Genomic DNA, 15919 nt, shown 5'->3' with positions numbered 1-15919 from the left:
GCTACTTTTTCCAGCCGCCGCCCAGCGCCTTGTAAAGCCCGATCCGGTTCTGCAATTCCGCAAGGCCGACGGCAATCGCCTGCTGCTGGACCGCGAACAGTTCGCGCTGCGCATCCAGGAATTCCAGATAGCTGGAGTAGCCGGCTTCATAGCGCTGCCTGGATAGATCGAAACGCACCTGTTCGGCTGCCTCTTGGGCCCGGACAGCATCCCGCTGCGCGCTCAACGTGGCGCGGCCCGCCAGCGCGTCGGCGACCTCGCGGAATGCTTCCTGGATGGCCTTCTCATACTGGGCAATGGCGATCCCGCGATCGGCCTTGGCGACGCCGAGACCGGCGCGGTTGCGGCCCCCGTCGAAAATCGGCAGCACGAGCCGGGGCATGAAGCTCCAGGCGCCGGATCCCGGGTCGAAAAGGCCGGATAGTTCGCTGCTGGCCGTACCCAGGCTGCCCGTGAGCGCTATGCGCGGGAAGAAGGCGGCGCGCGCGGCGCCGATGTTTGCGTTCTCGGCGCGAAGCAATGCTTCGCGCTGCCGTATGTCGGGCCGGGCCGCGAGCAGGTCGGAAGGCAGGCCGACGGGAATGTCGGCCAGCGCATTTCGCCCGCCGCGAGCGTCGTCGCCGGGCAGGAGCGCTTGGTCCAGGTTTGCGCCCACCAATAGAGCCAACGCGTTTTCATCCAGCGATTTCTGCCGGGATTGCTGCGCCAGGGTCGCGCGCGCGGCTTCCAGCAATGACTCGGATTGGCGCAGATCATATTCCGAACTCGCCCCCTGACGGCGCAGATCGCGCTGCCGCAAGTAAGAGTCGCCGCGGCTTTCGATGGTCCGGCGGCTCAGCGCAAGCAGCTGCTTGTCGGCGATCAGCGCTTCGTATGTCCTTGCCACTTCGGCGATCAATGCGATATGCGCGCTGCGGCGCGCTTCCTCCGTCGCCAGATAGCGTTCCAGCGCCGCCGCGTTCAGATTGCGCACCCTGCCAAAAAAATCCAGTTCAAAAGATGTGACGCCGACGCCAACGGCATCGCTGCGTGATATCACGGGGCTGCCGCCGGGCGCCAGGTCGCCGGGAATGCGCTGGCGGCTGCCGTCGACGGCAGCACTCACGCCAGGAAGCCGATCCGCCGCTTGCACGCGGTAAAGCGCCCTCGCTCTGTCGATGTTGAGCGCGGCGACCCTCAGGTCGCGGTTGTTGTCCAGGGCAAGGCGGATCAGCTGTTTAAGCCGGTCGTCCTGAAAAAAATCCTCCCAGGCGATTTCATCCGCGGACGCCGCGGGCGACGGCACGCCGCTGGCCGCAAGCCCGGCGGGCCACGCATCGGGCACGGGCAGCGGGGGGCGCTCATGGGCCGGCGCCAGCGAGCACCCCGGCAGGATCAATGCCGCGGCGATCAGCAACGCCGCTCCTTGCGTGTTCTGCGATTTCATTGAGGATATTCCGTGGCGGGTTGAGTGCCGCTTGCCTGCCCGGATCGCGCCGGATCGCCGCGGCGCACTCGGAACCAAAGCGAATACAGGGCCGGCAGGAACAAAAGCGTCAGGGCGGTGCCGACGCCGACGCCGCCTATCAGCACATAGGCCAGGGGGCCCCAGAAGGCGGAATGGGTCAGTGGAATGAACGCGAGCATCGCCGCCGCTGCGGTCAGGATCACCGGCCGGGCGCGCCGGACGGTCGACTCGATGACCGCGTCGTAAGGGGACAGGCCGGCATGCAGGTCGTGGCGGATCTGGTCGACGAGGATCAGCGTGTTGCGCATCAGGATGCCCGCCAGCCCGATCAAGCCCAGGATCGCATTGAAGCCGAAGGGCTGATGGAACAGCAGCAGCGCGGGGACCGCGCCGACCAGCCCCAGCGGAGCCGTTGCAAACACCATCCACATGGTCGCGAACGACCGCACCTGGATCATGATCACTGTCAGCATGAGAATGATCATCAGCGGAAACAGGGCGCCCAAAGCCGCGTCAGCCTTGGCGCTTTCCTCGACGGAACCGCCGGTGTCGATACGGTAGCCCTCGGGCAGCTGGGCCTTCAAGGCGGCGAGCGCGGGCAGAATCGCCCTGGTCACGTCGGGCGGCTGCGCGCCGTCGCGAATGTCGCCCTGCACGGCGATATAGGTCTCGCGGTTATAGCGCTTGAGTACCGCGTCTTCCATGCGGGTTTCGAACTTCGCCACCTGGGACAGCGGCACCGCGCGGCCGTCTTGCGTCGTCAATGTCATGTCGCCGATATCCTTGAGGCCGCGGCGTTCTTTCAGGGGGCTGCGGACCACCACTTCGACGGAGCGCAGGCCTTCCCGGACCTGGGTCGATGGCGAGCCATTGAGCAGCGCCTGCAGCTGCATGGCCGATTCCCGGGGCGTCAGGCCCAGCAGGCGCAGGCGTTCCTGGTCCAGCACCAGCCGCAGCGTGGGCGCGCGATCGCCCCAATCGAGGTGGACGCCGCGCATGTCGGGATTCTGTTCAACGATGGCGCGCACTTGCTTTGCGACGGCGCGCAGATTGTCCAGGTCCGGCCCGACCACGCGGAACAGGACCGGGAAGGGCACCGGCGGGCCAAAGAGGAACTGGCTGACCCGCACGCGCGCCTCGGCGAATTTTCCCGCCGCGATCATATTGCGTATCCTGGCTTTCAGAAGGTCGCGCGCCGCGGAATCTTCCGTCAGCACGATGATCTGGCCGAAAGCCGGGTTCGGCAATTCGGGATTCACTGAAAGAAAGAAGCGCGGCGCGCCCTGGCCGATATAGCTGCTGATGATTCCGGCTTGCGGTTCGGCCTGCAACGCCGCTTCGATCTTGCGTATCGCGGCGTCCGTCGCGCCGAACGCGCTGCCCGGCGGAAGATTGACTTCTATCGTCAGTTCGGGCCGCTCCGAATTCGGGAAGAACTGCTTCTGGACCGACCCCACCCCTGCCACCGAAAGACCGAACAGGCCGACCGTGATACCGGCGGTCAGCCATTTGTGATCGACGCAGTAGCGCACCAGCGAGCGCAGGCGCCGGTAGTTCCTGGTCTCGTAGATGCCCGCATGCCCGCCCGCTTTGGGCTTGATGGCCGGCAGCAGTTTTACGCCCAGATAGGGAATGAACAGCACCGCCACCACCCATGATGCGACCAGGGAAAAGGCCACCACCCAGAATATATTTCCGGCGTATTCGCCCGCGGTGGAGCGGGCGAAGCCAACCGGAAGAAAGCCGATGATGGTCACCAGGGTGCCCGAGGCCATTGGCGCCGCGGTCGCGCCCCATGCGAATGTGGCGGCGGCGACGCGGTCCATGCCTTCTTCCATTTTCACCACCATCATTTCAATGGCGATGATGGCGTCGTCGACCAGAAGGCCCAGCGAAAGAATCAAGGCGCCCAATGTGATGCGGTCGAAATCCCGGCCGGTGGCCAGCATGATGAGAAATACCGCCGCCAGCGTAAGCGGAACCGCGGCCGCCACGACAATGCCGACCCGGAAACCCAGCGTCGCCAGGCTGACCACGATGACGACGGCCAGGGCCATGAAGAATTTGATCATGAACTCATCGACCGCGGCGCTTATCGCCCGCGCCTGGTCCGACACCTTGAAGAAGGTTATTCCCAGAGGCAGCGTCTTTTCGATGGCCGCCGCTTCCTGCTCCAGCGATTTGCCCAGCTTCAAGCCATTGAAGCCCTTCTTCATCACCACCGCCAGCATCAGCGCCGGTTCGCCCTGCGTGCGTATGGCGAAAGTTTGCGGGTCTTCGTAGCCGCGCCGCACGTCGGCGATGTCGCCTATCTTCAGTATCCGTCCGCCGGCCACGAGCGGGATGGCCTTTACCGTCTCGACGCTGTCGATGGCGCCGTCGAGGCGCAGGTATACGCGCGGGCCGGCGGTCTCGACAAAGCCCGCGGCGGCAAGATTATTTTGTTGGTTCAGGGCGTCGAAAAGGGCTTGCGCCTTGATGCCCAGCGTGGCCAGCCGCTGGTGCGAGATCTCGACATAGATCTTCTGTTGCTGCTCTCCCAGGATATTGACCTTCTGCACGCCGCCCACCCGCAGCAGGCGCTGGCGCAACACTTCCGCCTGCGCCACCAGTCGCCGGTGGGAAAGGTTTTTCGCCTCCAGGGAAAACAGCGAAAAATAGACATCCGAATATTCGTCATTGATTACCGGCCCGATGACGCCGCGCGGCAGGCTGATGACTTCGTCGCCCAGTTTTTTTCGCACCTGGTAGAACTGTTCCGGGACCGCATCCGGCGGAGTCGAGTCTTTGAGATAGAGCTTCATGGTGATGAGCCCGGGCCGCGCGGCGGTTTCCACCCGATCGTAATAATCGAGCTCCTGCAGGCGCTTTTCCAGGCGGTCGCCCACCTGCTGCTGCATTTCCCCGGCGGTCGCTCCCGGCCAGATCGCCGAGATCGTCATGATCTTCACCGTGAAGCTGGGGTCTTCGGCGCGACCCAGCTTAATGAATGCGAACGCGCCGGCCACGGCAATGGCAAGGATCAGGAATAAGGTGATGGCGCGCTCGCGCACGCCGAATGCGGACAGATTCAAGCCGCTCATGATCCGCCGTCCACATTGATGGACGACAGCAGTTCGACCTTCTGGCCCGCCTCGAGCAGATGGGAGCCAAAGGCCACCACGCGTTCGCCTACCGCGATGCCGGATGAAATGCCGACGGTTTCTTCGCCCAGCTTTGCAAGCTTGACGGGGCGCAGTTGCACCGTCGAACTCTTGTCATCGATCACCCAGACGCTGGGACCCTGGCCTTTGTCGATCAGCGCGCTGACCGGCGCACTGATGGCCATGGAGCCGGCGGCGGAATTTCCGGCCAGATGTATCGTCACGGTGGCGCCCAGCGGCGCCTGTTCGCCGGCGCCGGCCAATGTATAGCGGGCCTGATAGCTGCGGGTCAGGGGGTCGGCCACCGCCGACAGCTCGCGCAGCGCCGCGCCGAACGATACCGCCGGCTGGGCGTACAGGGTCGCCGTCGCCGGGCGCCGGGTCAGGGCCAGCGCCTGTTCGGGTATGCTGACCTGTGCTTCCCTGGCGCCCTGGCGGGCCACTTTGGCCACCGTCTGGCCGGCGCTTACCACTTGGCCGGGTTCGACAGGCACTTCCATGATGACGCCGTCCTTGTCCGCGCGCAGCACGGCGTAGTCAGCCTGGTGCTGGATCTGCCGCGCCTGCGCGCGCTCCGCGTCGAGTTGCGCCGAGGCGGTGTCCGCGGCGGCCCTGGCCTGTTCGTATGCCTGTGCCGATACGGCCCCGGACGCCAGCAGTTTGCGCAGGCGCGCTTCATCGGCCGAGGCCTGTATATGGCGTGCGAGCGCCGCTTGTATCGATGCCCTGGAAGCGGCGAGCGCCAGGCCGTAATCCGTTGCGTCGAGCTTCATCAGGGCCTGGCCGGCTTTTACCGTGTCGCCGGGATCGACCAGGCGCTCGAGGATTTTGCCCGGCACGCGAAAACCCAGGCTGCTTTCCGTCCGGGCGCGGACCACGCCGGTGTAGCTGGCTCCGTCCCCGGCCGCGGGCGCGGCGGAGAAATACGCCACCCTCGCCAATGTTTCCGGAGCGGCCGCGGGCTTTTGGCAGCCGGCCAAACCGACGGTTGCCGATACGGTGATCGCGCCGAACAGACCGATCCGGCTTGTGGTGCTCAACATGGGTTTCCTTTTCCTGAGTCAATTGTGCATATGCACATTCATGCGCTGAAAAAATGCCCCGCCGGGCTTCGGATCGCAGCTTGGGGTTTATTCACATGCGCGTGACGGCTATCAGCTCTTCCCGCAGCGCCTTGGCGCGCTCGCTGCCGACCATGAGCTCCCATTCCCGCTGGGCCGCTTGCCAGTGCGGGCCAGCTTCCCGGAATTTTTCCAGCCCGCTGGAAGATAGCGACAAGGCCATCTTGCGCCCGGCGTTCGGGCCGGGCGCAGCTGTAACGTAGCCGTTACTCAGCAGCGGCTTCAGGGCGCGCACCAGGCTGGTGCGGTCCATTACGAGTTCGTGGGCCAGTTCCGCCATGGCGATGCCGGGACGCGACTGGATGACGGCGAGTATCGTGTATTGCGACCCTGTGATGCCGGCTTTGCTCAAATGGCGTTCGTAAAGCTGCGTAATGAATCGCGCCGCCTGGCGGGCGGCGAAGCAGTTGCAGACTTGGGCGATGGGAATAGTCATCAGGAAAGTATATTGTGTGCATATGCACATTGTCAAGCGGCGCGGCGTGTGGGTGGCGCAGGCTCGCCATAACGCAAGCTCGTTATAAAATCGTACGGCCGCCATCGGGAACCGCCGCCGGCTACTGGTATCATGCTCGGCTCGCAAGCGTCTTTCGGGCATTGCGCTGGGGCCGGCGCTTGTGTATTCAAAATATTGGGACGGATGAAAATGCCGAAAAAAGCCATTTCTCTTTCCGTGGCGGACACGAATCCCGCGCCGGGCGGCGTTGCCGCCGTCGATCGGGCGATTTCCCTGCTCGCGGCGTTCAAATCGGGCGATTCCGAACTTACCTTGCTGGAGCTTTCCGAGCGCTCGCGCTTGTACAAGAGCACGATACTGCGCTTGCTGGCCTCGCTGGAGCACGGCGGGCTGGTACAAAAAACCGCGGACGGCCGCTATGCGCTGGGCTATGAGGTGGGCCGTTTGAACAGCGTGTATGCCGCGGCGTTTTCCCTGGGGGGCGTGGTCATGCCCGTGCTGCGCGAACTGGTGGCGCAAACCCGCGAAAGCGCCGCCTTCCATATCGTCCGGGGCGGACACCGGGTTTGCGTGCACCGGGTGGATTCGCCGCAGGCCATCCGCTACCACACCAGCGAGGGCGATGTGCTGCCCCTGGAGCGCGGTTCGGGCGGGCGCGTGCTGAGCGCCTTTCTTGGCGCCAAAGGCGAGCTTTACGATCAGATCCGGCGCGATGGCTTCATCGTATTGAAGGGCGACCGCCTGCCGGAGCTGTCCGGGGTCTCGGCGGTGGTGTGCAATGGCCGCAAGGAACTGGTCGGCGCCGTCACCCTGACGATGCCGACCTCGCGCCTCAAGTCCGAGTTCGCCGACGCCGTCAAGGCGGCGGCGGATACCATCAGCATCCAGCTGGGCGGCGCGGGCCGGTTCGGCGCGGCGCTCTAGCCGGCCGGCAGCCCTATTGTTCCGTGGTCTTGCCGTCCTGGTTTGCCGCCTGAAGGCTGCGCCGGCTCATTTCAGGCGCTAGCCGCCTGGCGGAAATTCTTGGGCAGGCCCGCCGCGGCGGTATGGCCATATAGCGCCTCGCCGGGCAGGGCGTTGGCCAGGATCTGGCGGGCGGCCAGCAGCTTGTCCAGGTCTATGCCTGTGTCGTAGCCCATGGCTTCGAGCATGAAGACGAGATCCTCGGTGACGATATTGCCGCTGGCGCCCGGCGCATACGGGCAGCCGCCTATGCCGCCCTGGCTGGAATCGAATGTGGTGACGCCGACGTCCAGCGCCGCCACCACGTTGGCCAGTCCAAGGCCCATGGTGTTGTGCAGATGCGCGCCGCCGGCCTTGCCGCCGAATTCCTGCTGAAGGCGGCGGAACAGGCGGCGGATCTGGGCGGGATTGGCGTATCCCGAAGTATCCGACAGGCCGATTTCATCGACGCCGCATTCGGCCACGGCATGCGCCAGGCGCATCACCTGGTCGTCCCCGATGGCGCCCGAGATCGTGCAGCCGAAAGCCGTGGACATGCCTGCCTCGATGGCCACCGCCGGGTAGCGGGCATTGCGCAGGGCAACCACCTGGCGGACTTCCTCGATGGCCTGGGCGTGCGTCTTGCGGACATTCGCGAGCGAATGGGCCTCGCTGACCGAGACAGGCAAGGTCAGCTTGTGCACTCCCGCCTCGAATGCCGCCTGCGCTCCCTTGATATTGGGCGCCAGCGCGGCCACCTGCAGTCCGGCGATGCCGCGCGCAAACTGCACCACCTCGCGGGCATCGGCCATCTGCGGCAGCAGCCTGGCGGGCACGAACGAGGCGACTTCTATCTCCTTCAAGCCGGCTTCGGCCAGGGCCTGTATCCAGCGGCATTTGTCGGCGGTCGGCATGACGCTGGCGATGCTTTGGAGGCCGTCCCGCGGGGCGACTTCGCTAATCAGTAATTGGGACATAGGCAGTATTCCGGTGTGGCGGCATCTAGAATGCCGCCAGCAAAATGGCGTCGTAATCGCGGCCTTGCAAGGGCCGCGGATTCGTCTTATGGGCATTGTCCTGCAGCGCGGACCCGGCAATGGGACCGAGATCCGCGCGGGTCAGCCCGAGGTCGCGCAGGCGGGGCGGGATATGAATAGCGGCGGTCAGCCGCGCTACCGCCTCGGGCAACTGGCGCCCCGACGCCAGGCCCGCCTGCTGCGCCATCCTGTCGGCCTTGCCGCCGAGCGCATCCAGGTTGCAGGCCAGGACGTGCGGCAGCAGCACCGCATTGAGCGTGCCGTGGTGATAGCCCAGGGCGCCCAGCGGATGCGACAAAGCATGCACGGCGCCCATTCCCTTCTGAAAACACATGGCGCCTTCCACCGAGCCCATCATCATGTTCCAGCGCGCCGCCGCGTCGCGGCCATCGCTGACCGCGCGTTCGATGTGATCGAAGATGCGTTTCATGCCGTCGAGCGCGATCGCGTCGGCCGGAGGATTGATGGCCGGCGAACAGAAGGTCTCAATGCAGTGCGCCAGCGCATCCATGCCTGTCGTGGCGCTTATCGAGGGCGGCAGCGCGAAGGTCAGGTCTGGATCGCAGATCGCCATGGTGACGATCTCCGGGCAGCGCACGCCGGCCTTGATCCCATTGTCGAAGACAATCACCGCCGAGCGCCCGACTTCGCTGCCGGTCCCGGCGGTGGTGGGCATCAGGATCAGCGGCGGGCAATTGCGTATGTCCTTGGCGGCTGCGTGCCGATTGCAATAGTCCCATAGCGGCGGCGCATTGACGGCGAGAATGGCGACGGCCTTGGCCAGATCCAGCGCCGCGCCGCCGCCTATGCCGATCACGCCGTCGCAATGCTGTTCCCGATACATTGCCGCCCCCGCCAGCGCCGCGGCTTCGGTGGGGTTGACGGGGACTTCGCTGAAGACCGGAAAACCGGCGGCATCGGGCAGGGCCTCTATGGCCTGGCCGAACACGCCCGCGGCCATCACTCCCTTGTCCGTCACGAACAGCGGACGCTTGACGCCGGCGCGGGCCAGCTCGGCCGGCAGCGCGCGGCGCGCGCCGTGATCGAAGAGGACGGGCGTTCCAAATAAAAGCGTAGTCATGATCAAGGGGCTCAGGCAGGTTGAAGATCGGCGCCGGCGACGCGCTGGGTCACAGTTTTGCTCGTGAGGTAGGCATCCAGGCCTTCGATGCCGCCTTCCGAACCGTAGCCGCTTTCCTTGACGCCGCCAAAGGGCGATGCAGGCGTCGACACGGTGTAGTGGTTGACGGCCACCATCCCCGCCTCCAGCGCATCGCTCATTGCCGAGGCGCGCGCCAGCGAGCGGGTCATTACGTAGGCGGCCAGCCCGAAAGGCAGCGCGTTCACACGGCCAAGGACTTCTTCGAAGGTGTCGAAGGGAGCAAGCGGCACGACCGGGCCGAAGGGCTCTTCGTACATGATACGCGCGGATTCGGGCACGCCGGACAAGACGGTGGGCGCAAAGAAATGCCCCGCGCCTTCATGGCGCGAACCGCCGCATTCCAGGCGCGCGCCGTGCTTGACGGCATCGGCCACCAGCAGTTCCATGGCATCGACGCGCCGGCCATTGGCCAGCGGCCCCATCTGGCTGGCCGGGTCCATGCCGTCGCCTACCTGTATGGCGCGCGCCGCAGCGACGAAGGCCTCGAGGAATTGCGGATAGATTCCGGCCTGCACATAGAAGCGGGTGGGGCTGGTGCAAACCTGGCCGGCGTTGCGGAATTTGGCGATCACGGCCTGCCGGGCCGCGGCGACGGGATCGACGTCGTCGAACACCACGACCGGCGCATGGCCCCCGAGCTCCATGGTGGCGCGCTTGACGCCTTGCGCCGCGAGCGCGAGCAGTTCCTTGCCTACGGCCGTGGAACCGGTGAATGAAATCTTGCGTATGACGGGCGAGGCGATCAGATGGGCGGAAACCTGCCTGGACTTGCCATAGACCAGATTCAGCACGCCCGCCGGAACGCCCGCGTCGATGAATGCGCGGACGATATGCGCCGCCGTGAATGGGGTTTCTTCCGACGGCTTCAGGATCAGCGAGCAGCCGGCGGCCAAAGCCCCGGCGATTTTGCGCGCTGGAGTCAGGGCGGGAAAATTCCACGGGCAGAAGCTGGCCACGGGGCCTATGGGTTCGCGCTGCACCGCCTGCGTGATGCCGGCCGTGCGCGGCACCAGCAGCCGCCCATAGGCGCGTGTCGCCTCCTGCGCCATCCATTCGATATTGTCGGCCGAGGTCGCGACTTCACCGATGGCCTCGGCCAAAGGCTTGCCTTGTTCCAGCGTCATCAGCCGCCCGATGGCTTCCTTGCGCTCGCGGATGAGGCTTGCCGCGGCTTGAAGTATGCGCCCGCGCTCATAGGCCGAAGTGCGCCTCCACGATTCGAATCCGCTGGAGGCGGCCAGCAGCGCCGCGTCGAGGCCGGCGGCATGGATGATATCGACCTGGCCGATCTGCGCGCCTGTCGCCGGGTTGAAGACGGGCGAGAGCGGCATGCCGGCCGCGGTGTAATACTGGCCAGCAATGAACGAGCGGGCATGTTCCATCGAGTGTGATCCGTGAGTGGTCGGGTTGAAAATGGTCAGGCGCCGGCGCGCAGGCGCACCAGTTGCTTGCCTACGTTGGAGCCGTGCAGCATGTCTATGAACGCGCGCGGCGCGTTCTCGAGGCCATCGGTGATGGACTCGCGGTACTTCAGCTGCCCCGCGGCATAGGCCTGGGCCAGGCTTTTGCTGGCCAGCGGCCACAGGTCTTTATGGTCCGAGAGCACAAAGCCGCGCAAGGTGACGCGGTGATTGAAGAGTTCGCGGAAATTCTTGATCCCGTAGGGTTCGGTGGCGTTGTACTGGGACACCAGGCCGCAAAGGGGAATGCGCGCGAAATTATTGAGCAGCGGCAATACCGCATCGAGGATGGGCCCGCCGACATTGTCGAAGTATACGTCGACGCCTTGCGGCACCGCCCGCGCGAGGTCCGCGGCAAAGGTGTCCGCTTTGTAGTCCACGCAGTCGTCGAAATTGAATTCCTCGCGCACCACGGCGCATTTTGCCGGCCCGCCGGCGATGCCCACCACGCGGCAGCCTTGCTGCCTGGCCAACTGGCCGACCACGCTGCCCACCGCGCCGGATGCGGCGGAAACCAGGACGGTTTCGCCGGGCTTGGGTTTGCCGAATTCCATCAAGCCCACCCAGGCGGTGATGCCGGTCGAGCCGAGCGACCCCAGATAGGCGGTGGCGGGCGCCGCATCGATGTCGATTTTCTGCAAGTCCGCCGCCTCCGCCACGCTGTAATCCTGCCAGCCCAGCCGTCCCACCACCCAGTCGCCCGCCTCGAAGCCCGCGATCTGGCTCGCAACGATTTGCCCCACGGTGCGCCCGACGAGGGTTTCGCCCACTTTCATGACCGACGTGTAGGAGTCCTTCTCTTCCATGCGCATGCGGATGTAGGGATCGACGGATAAATAGTCATTGCGCACCAGCGCCTGGCCCGGGCCCGGCTGCGGCATGGGAACCGTCACCAGTTGGAAACAGTCCACGGTGGGCATGCCGGTGGGCCGCTTGGCATAGATGATTCTGCGGTTGGAATTGGCGGTCGTTGTCATCGTTAACCTATGGAAATATTGGCGTCTTGGATAAGCTTGGCAAGTAGCTTGCGCTGCTGTGCCAGCCAGGCGGTGAATTCCTGCGGCGTGTTGGCCACCAGCACGGCGGCTGTCGGGGCGATCGCGGCGATCAGCGCCGGGTCGCGCGCGGCCTCGGCCACGGCGGCCTGGGCGCGCGTCACGACCGCGTCCGGCGTGCCGGCGGCGGCGAACAGGCCGAACCAGTCGTCCATGTCATAGCCGGGGTAGCCTTGCTCCGCGATGGTGGGAATATTCGGAAATGCGGGGCTGCGCTCCAGGCTGGTCAGGCCGAGTATGCGGATTTTCCCCATTTCCAGCGCGCCGCGCGCTGTTGAAAGCGTGATGAGGGCGGAATCGATCTGGCCGCCCATCAGGTCGCGGCCGGCATCCGCGCCGCCGCGGTATGGCGTATGGATCATCTGCATGCCGCTGAGCTTCTGGAAATGCACCAGCGCCAGATGGGCCATGGCGCCGGATGGCGGCGTGCCGCAGGATACCGCATTGGGATGGGCTTTTACATAGTCCACGAATTCTTTGAGCGTCTGGGCGGGAAAGTCCTGGCGCACCGCCAGCACTTGAGGCACGCGCACCGCCATGGTGATAGGCTGGAAAGCGGTCTCGTAGTCGAACTTGAGGTTCTTGACCAGCAAAGGGTTGGTGAGCTGATTGGCCGCATCCCAGATCAGGGTATAGCCGTCCTTGGGGGCCTGCAAGACGGTGAGCGCCGCCACCACGGCGTTGCCGCCGGTGCGGTTCTCGATGATAATGGACTGGCCCAGGATTTCCCCGACTTTCTGCCCTACCGTGCGCGCCGAAGTGTCCGCCGCGCCGCCCGGAGAAAAGGGCACCACGAATCGCACCGCGCGGTTCGGCCAGGCTTCCTGCTGGGCATAGGCGGCGGAACTTGCCCCCATGAAGGGGATCGCAAGTGTCGCCATTCCCGCTTTCAGGACGCTGCGGCGGCTGAGCACAGGAGCGTAGCGGTTCGTTTTTTGAAATTGCTTGTTGCTGGCCATGACTTGTCTCCAGGGACGTATTGATTCTTTAAGATAGAACGCTGTTCTATTATTTTACGGGCCAGGCGATTTGTCTGTCAAATCAAATCGCGGCGCGGCGGCAAGCGCCGCTGTGCGGGGCGGGCAGGCGAACGCCGCCGCGCCGCCGGCGGTCATACTGCGCGGCCGCAAGGCGGGACATAGCGAGGGGAGCTGCATCCGCCGCCGCTTTCGCGGAGCGGCGGAAGCGGGGCAGGCGCGGGAGGCGGGTCAGGCCTTGTTTATCAGGCCCGCTTATATTGCATGGCGCACCAGCAATAGCGCGATGCCGGGGAAGAACCAAAGGACGACAAGCCCTATCAGCAGGATGATCAGCGAAGGCACGGCCGCGCGCGTGATCGCGCCCAGGGTTTCATTGGGCAGTATCGACTTGATCGCGAACAGGTTCATACCCACTGGCGGCGTGATCACCGACATTTCCATGTTGATCACCATGAAGATGCCGAACCAGATGGGGTCTATGCCCACGGCCTGCGCAATGGGGAAAAACACCGGCACGGTGATCAGGATGATGGAAATGACCTCCAGAAAGCATCCCATCACCAGCCAGATCAGGGCGAACATCAGCATCACCGCCCATTGCGGCATGGCGGCCGCCTGGGTGGCTTCGGCCAGCATCTGGGGCAGCCCGATCAGCGTCAGGGCCGAGCCGAACACCAGCGCTCCCAGGACTATGGTCAGCAGCATGGCGTTGCTTTTGAGGGTATCGGTCAACACGGCGGGCAGATCGCGCAACGATATCGTGCGGCGCACGGCCATGGTCAATATCAGGGCATAGATGACGCCGATGGCGGCGGCTTCGGTGGGGGTATAGATGCCCGCGTAAATTCCGCCCAGGATGACTATGGGCAGCAGCAGGTCGGGCACCGAGTGCAGGGTGGCGCGGCAGGCCTTCCTGAAGTTGAAGGCGGGGGCTTTGCTGGTCCGGGGCGCTTTCCAGAAGACCCATGCCGCCAGCAAGCCCGCAATAAAAAAGCCAGGCAGGAACCCGGCGATGAAAACTTGGCCCGGCGAAACGTCGGTAAGCGATGCGTAGATGATCAAGGGGATGCTGGGGGGGATGAGTATGCCCAGCGAACCGCCCACTGCGGTGAGGCCGTAGGTAAGCCGCTTGCTGTAGCCCTGCTGCTCCATTTCAGGGATGGCAATCTTGCCTATGGTCAGGACCGAAGCCATGCTCGAGCCCACGATGGCGGCGAAGAAGGTGAAGGCGAATACCGCCGACATTCCGGTGCCGCCGCGCAGCCGGCCCAGCCAGACGTTGGCGGTATCGAACAATTGCTGGCCCACTTTGCCGCGATACAGGATCTCGCCCATCAGGATGAATAAGGGGATGGCGATCAGCACGACATCCGAAAATGACTTGGTGATCGTCAGCGGGATTTGTATCAGGAAAGACGGCCCGATGGTAAGGATGGCGGCGACGCCCGCCAGCCCCAGCGCGAACCCGACCGGCACGCCCAGCAGGAGAAACAGCAAAAGCGTGGCCAGCAATACGCCGATGGTAAGAAAGTCCATATTCGCAATCCTTCGGCGAGAGATTATTTGAATTCGGCGGGCGGGCTTATCAGGCCACCGAGCGCGTTGATGAGCAGAAGCAATCCGCCCAAAGGAATCAGCGCATTGGGCAGCCACAAGGGTATGGCGAGCAGGGTGGCCGACACTTGCGACTGATGCCACGAGTGGGCTGTCAGCTTCCAACCCAGCCAGGTGATGCAGCCGGCCAGCAAGGCGACCATTGCCAGCGAAAGCAGATGCAGGGCGCGTTGGGCGCGAGGCGAGAGCTTGTCGGTCAGCAGCGTCGACCTGATGTGCGAGTTTTCTCCCAGCAACAGGCCCATGGGCAGGAATACCAGCAGCTGCAGCAGGTAGATGGAGATTTCCGTGGCCCAGATCGTGGGCGCGTTGAACACGTAGCGCGCCGTCACGTCATAGAAAACGATCAGCGGCAGCACACCCAGCGCCGCGATGCCCAGCCCTGTCACTCCCTTGTTGGCGAGCCCTATTATCTTGGCCACTATGCCCATGTCTGTCTCCTTTTGCTAGGCCCGGTTTTACTTGGCGGCCTGCTGCCTGTCGGCGGCCTCGACGATTTTCAGCAGCTCGGCGCCTTCCGTTCCCGCTTTTTCTCGGTAAGCGTCATAAAGCCCCTTGGAGGCGTCCACCCATTGCTGGCGCTGCTCGGGACTGAGTTCCGACACGCTGACTCCCAGCTCCTTCAAGTGCTGCTTGGCTATCCTGTCATCTTCCTTGGCGCGCTCGCGGGCGGTGGTCTGGGCGATGTCCGAGGCCGCGGCGACGGCCTTGCGGGTGTCGTCAGGCAGTTTGTTCCACCATTCGAGATTGGCGGTGGCCATGAAGGAAAGGTAATTGATGCCAATGTCGGTGCCGTGTTTGGTGACTTCATAAAGCTTGCGCGAATACACCGAGGTCGGGCCGGTAATGAAGCCATCTATCGTGCCGCGTTGCACGGCTTGATACATTTCCTGCGAACTCAGGCTGACCGGCGAGCCGCCCAGGTCCCGGATCAGCATGCTGGTGTCGACGCCGAAGGCGCGCATCCGCAGGCCTTTCAGGTCGGCAGGCAGGGCGATGGGCTTGCTTGCATAGAATTCGACGAGTCCATATTGCACCCAGCCCAGCATATGCATGCCGAACTTGCCGAACTGCCTGTCGAACGCGCCTTTGAAGGCGGGGTTGTCTTCGGTCGCCCAAAGGGCTTCCCAGGAGTTGTAAAGAAAGGGCAGGCCCCAGATGCGCAGCGATTCCGTGCCCGGGCCGTTCATGAAGCCGATGTTCATCTGGCCGATTTCGACAGCGCCGGTGCTCACGGCATCGGGCAGTTGCGTATCGTTATAGAGCTGCCCGTTGGGAAAAGTGCGCACTTTCAGCTTGAGCGCGGTGCTTGCGGTGAGCTCCTCGATCTTCTTGGCCAGGGTTTCAAAATACAGGCCGGTCGCGTGATCCTTGGGCAGGTTGTAGGCCACCCGTATGGTGGCGCTGTCGGCGGCGCTTGCCGCCAGCGGGAACGATGCCGACAGGCCGGCCGCGAGGCCCGCGATGATCAGCTTGCGGCGTATAGAGGTTTTCATGGTTG

General features: G+C 64.4%; 13 protein-coding genes. 1 reads left to right on the top strand and 12 read right to left on the bottom strand.

Annotation, left to right across the window (positions count from 1 at the left end; genetic code table 11):
* Window position 1: 1 nt before the first annotated feature.
* The 4 genes from BUB23_RS15630 to BUB23_RS15615 form a co-directional block, all read right to left on the bottom strand.
* Entirely contained in the window at window positions 2-1426 is a 1425-nt protein-coding gene (locus BUB23_RS15630) for an efflux transporter outer membrane subunit (protein ID WP_073104374.1), read from the bottom strand.
* Window positions 1423-4530: an efflux RND transporter permease subunit gene (locus BUB23_RS15625; RefSeq protein ID WP_073104372.1), complete on the bottom strand. Its 3108-nt coding sequence runs from the start codon at window positions 4528-4530 to the stop codon at window positions 1423-1425. Before BUB23_RS15625 ends, BUB23_RS15630 begins: the two co-directional genes overlap by 4 nt.
* Entirely contained in the window at window positions 4527-5633 is a 1107-nt protein-coding gene (locus tag BUB23_RS15620; RefSeq protein WP_073104370.1) for an efflux RND transporter periplasmic adaptor subunit, read from the bottom strand. The genes BUB23_RS15625 and BUB23_RS15620 overlap by 4 nt, the downstream gene beginning before the upstream one ends.
* A 91-nt stretch (window positions 5634-5724) precedes the next feature.
* Window positions 5725-6147: a MarR family winged helix-turn-helix transcriptional regulator gene (locus BUB23_RS15615; RefSeq protein WP_073104552.1), complete on the bottom strand. Its 423-nt coding sequence runs from the start codon at window positions 6145-6147 to the stop codon at window positions 5725-5727.
* 210 nt (window positions 6148-6357) lie between these two features.
* On the opposite strand from BUB23_RS15615, the gene BUB23_RS15610 reads away from it, so the two are divergent.
* On the top strand, window positions 6358-7092 hold the full coding sequence (locus BUB23_RS15610; RefSeq protein WP_073104548.1) for an IclR family transcriptional regulator: 735 nt from the start codon (window positions 6358-6360) through the stop codon (window positions 7090-7092).
* Between the two features lie 71 nt (window positions 7093-7163).
* On the opposite strand, the gene BUB23_RS15605 is transcribed toward BUB23_RS15610, so the two are convergent.
* The 8 genes from BUB23_RS15605 to BUB23_RS15570 form a co-directional block, all read right to left on the bottom strand.
* Entirely contained in the window at window positions 7164-8087 is a 924-nt protein-coding gene (locus BUB23_RS15605) for a hydroxymethylglutaryl-CoA lyase (protein ID WP_073104368.1), read from the bottom strand.
* Window positions 8088-8112: 25 nt separating this feature from the next.
* Window positions 8113-9228, bottom strand: coding sequence for an iron-containing alcohol dehydrogenase (locus BUB23_RS15600; protein WP_073104546.1), 1116 nt, complete (start codon window positions 9226-9228; stop codon window positions 8113-8115).
* Window positions 9229-9239: 11 nt separating this feature from the next.
* Window positions 9240-10691 (bottom strand): NAD-dependent succinate-semialdehyde dehydrogenase, encoded by a 1452-nt coding sequence (locus BUB23_RS15595; RefSeq protein ID WP_073104366.1) that lies wholly within the window; start codon window positions 10689-10691, stop codon window positions 9240-9242.
* Window positions 10692-10726: 35 nt separating this feature from the next.
* Window positions 10727-11746, bottom strand: a complete 1020-nt coding sequence (locus tag BUB23_RS15590) for an NADP-dependent oxidoreductase (protein ID WP_073104364.1) — start codon at window positions 11744-11746, stop codon at window positions 10727-10729.
* A gap of 2 nt (window positions 11747-11748) precedes the next feature.
* The gene (locus BUB23_RS15585; protein WP_073104363.1) at window positions 11749-12783 is read right to left on the bottom strand and encodes a Bug family tripartite tricarboxylate transporter substrate binding protein; all 1035 of its coding nucleotides are present in this window, start codon (window positions 12781-12783) and stop codon (window positions 11749-11751) included.
* A gap of 273 nt (window positions 12784-13056) precedes the next feature.
* Window positions 13057-14340, bottom strand: coding sequence for a TRAP transporter large permease (locus BUB23_RS15580; RefSeq protein ID WP_073104361.1), 1284 nt, complete (start codon window positions 14338-14340; stop codon window positions 13057-13059).
* A gap of 23 nt (window positions 14341-14363) precedes the next feature.
* A complete protein-coding gene (locus tag BUB23_RS15575) occupies window positions 14364-14849 on the bottom strand; it encodes a TRAP transporter small permease (protein ID WP_073104360.1) in 486 nt (161 codons plus the stop codon).
* 27 nt (window positions 14850-14876) lie between these two features.
* Complete coding sequence (locus tag BUB23_RS15570) at window positions 14877-15914, bottom strand: TRAP transporter substrate-binding protein (protein ID WP_073104358.1); 1038 nt, start codon at window positions 15912-15914, stop codon at window positions 14877-14879.
* Window positions 15915-15919: the final 5 nt, after the last annotated feature.

Origin of the sequence: Pollutimonas bauzanensis (genome assembly GCF_900129885.1) — a bacterium.
GTDB lineage: Bacteria > Pseudomonadota > Gammaproteobacteria > Burkholderiales > Burkholderiaceae_B > Pollutimonas > Pollutimonas bauzanensis.
The sequence above is the reverse complement of the archived record's forward strand: the minus strand, read 5'-3'. Positions and strand labels throughout refer to the sequence as shown.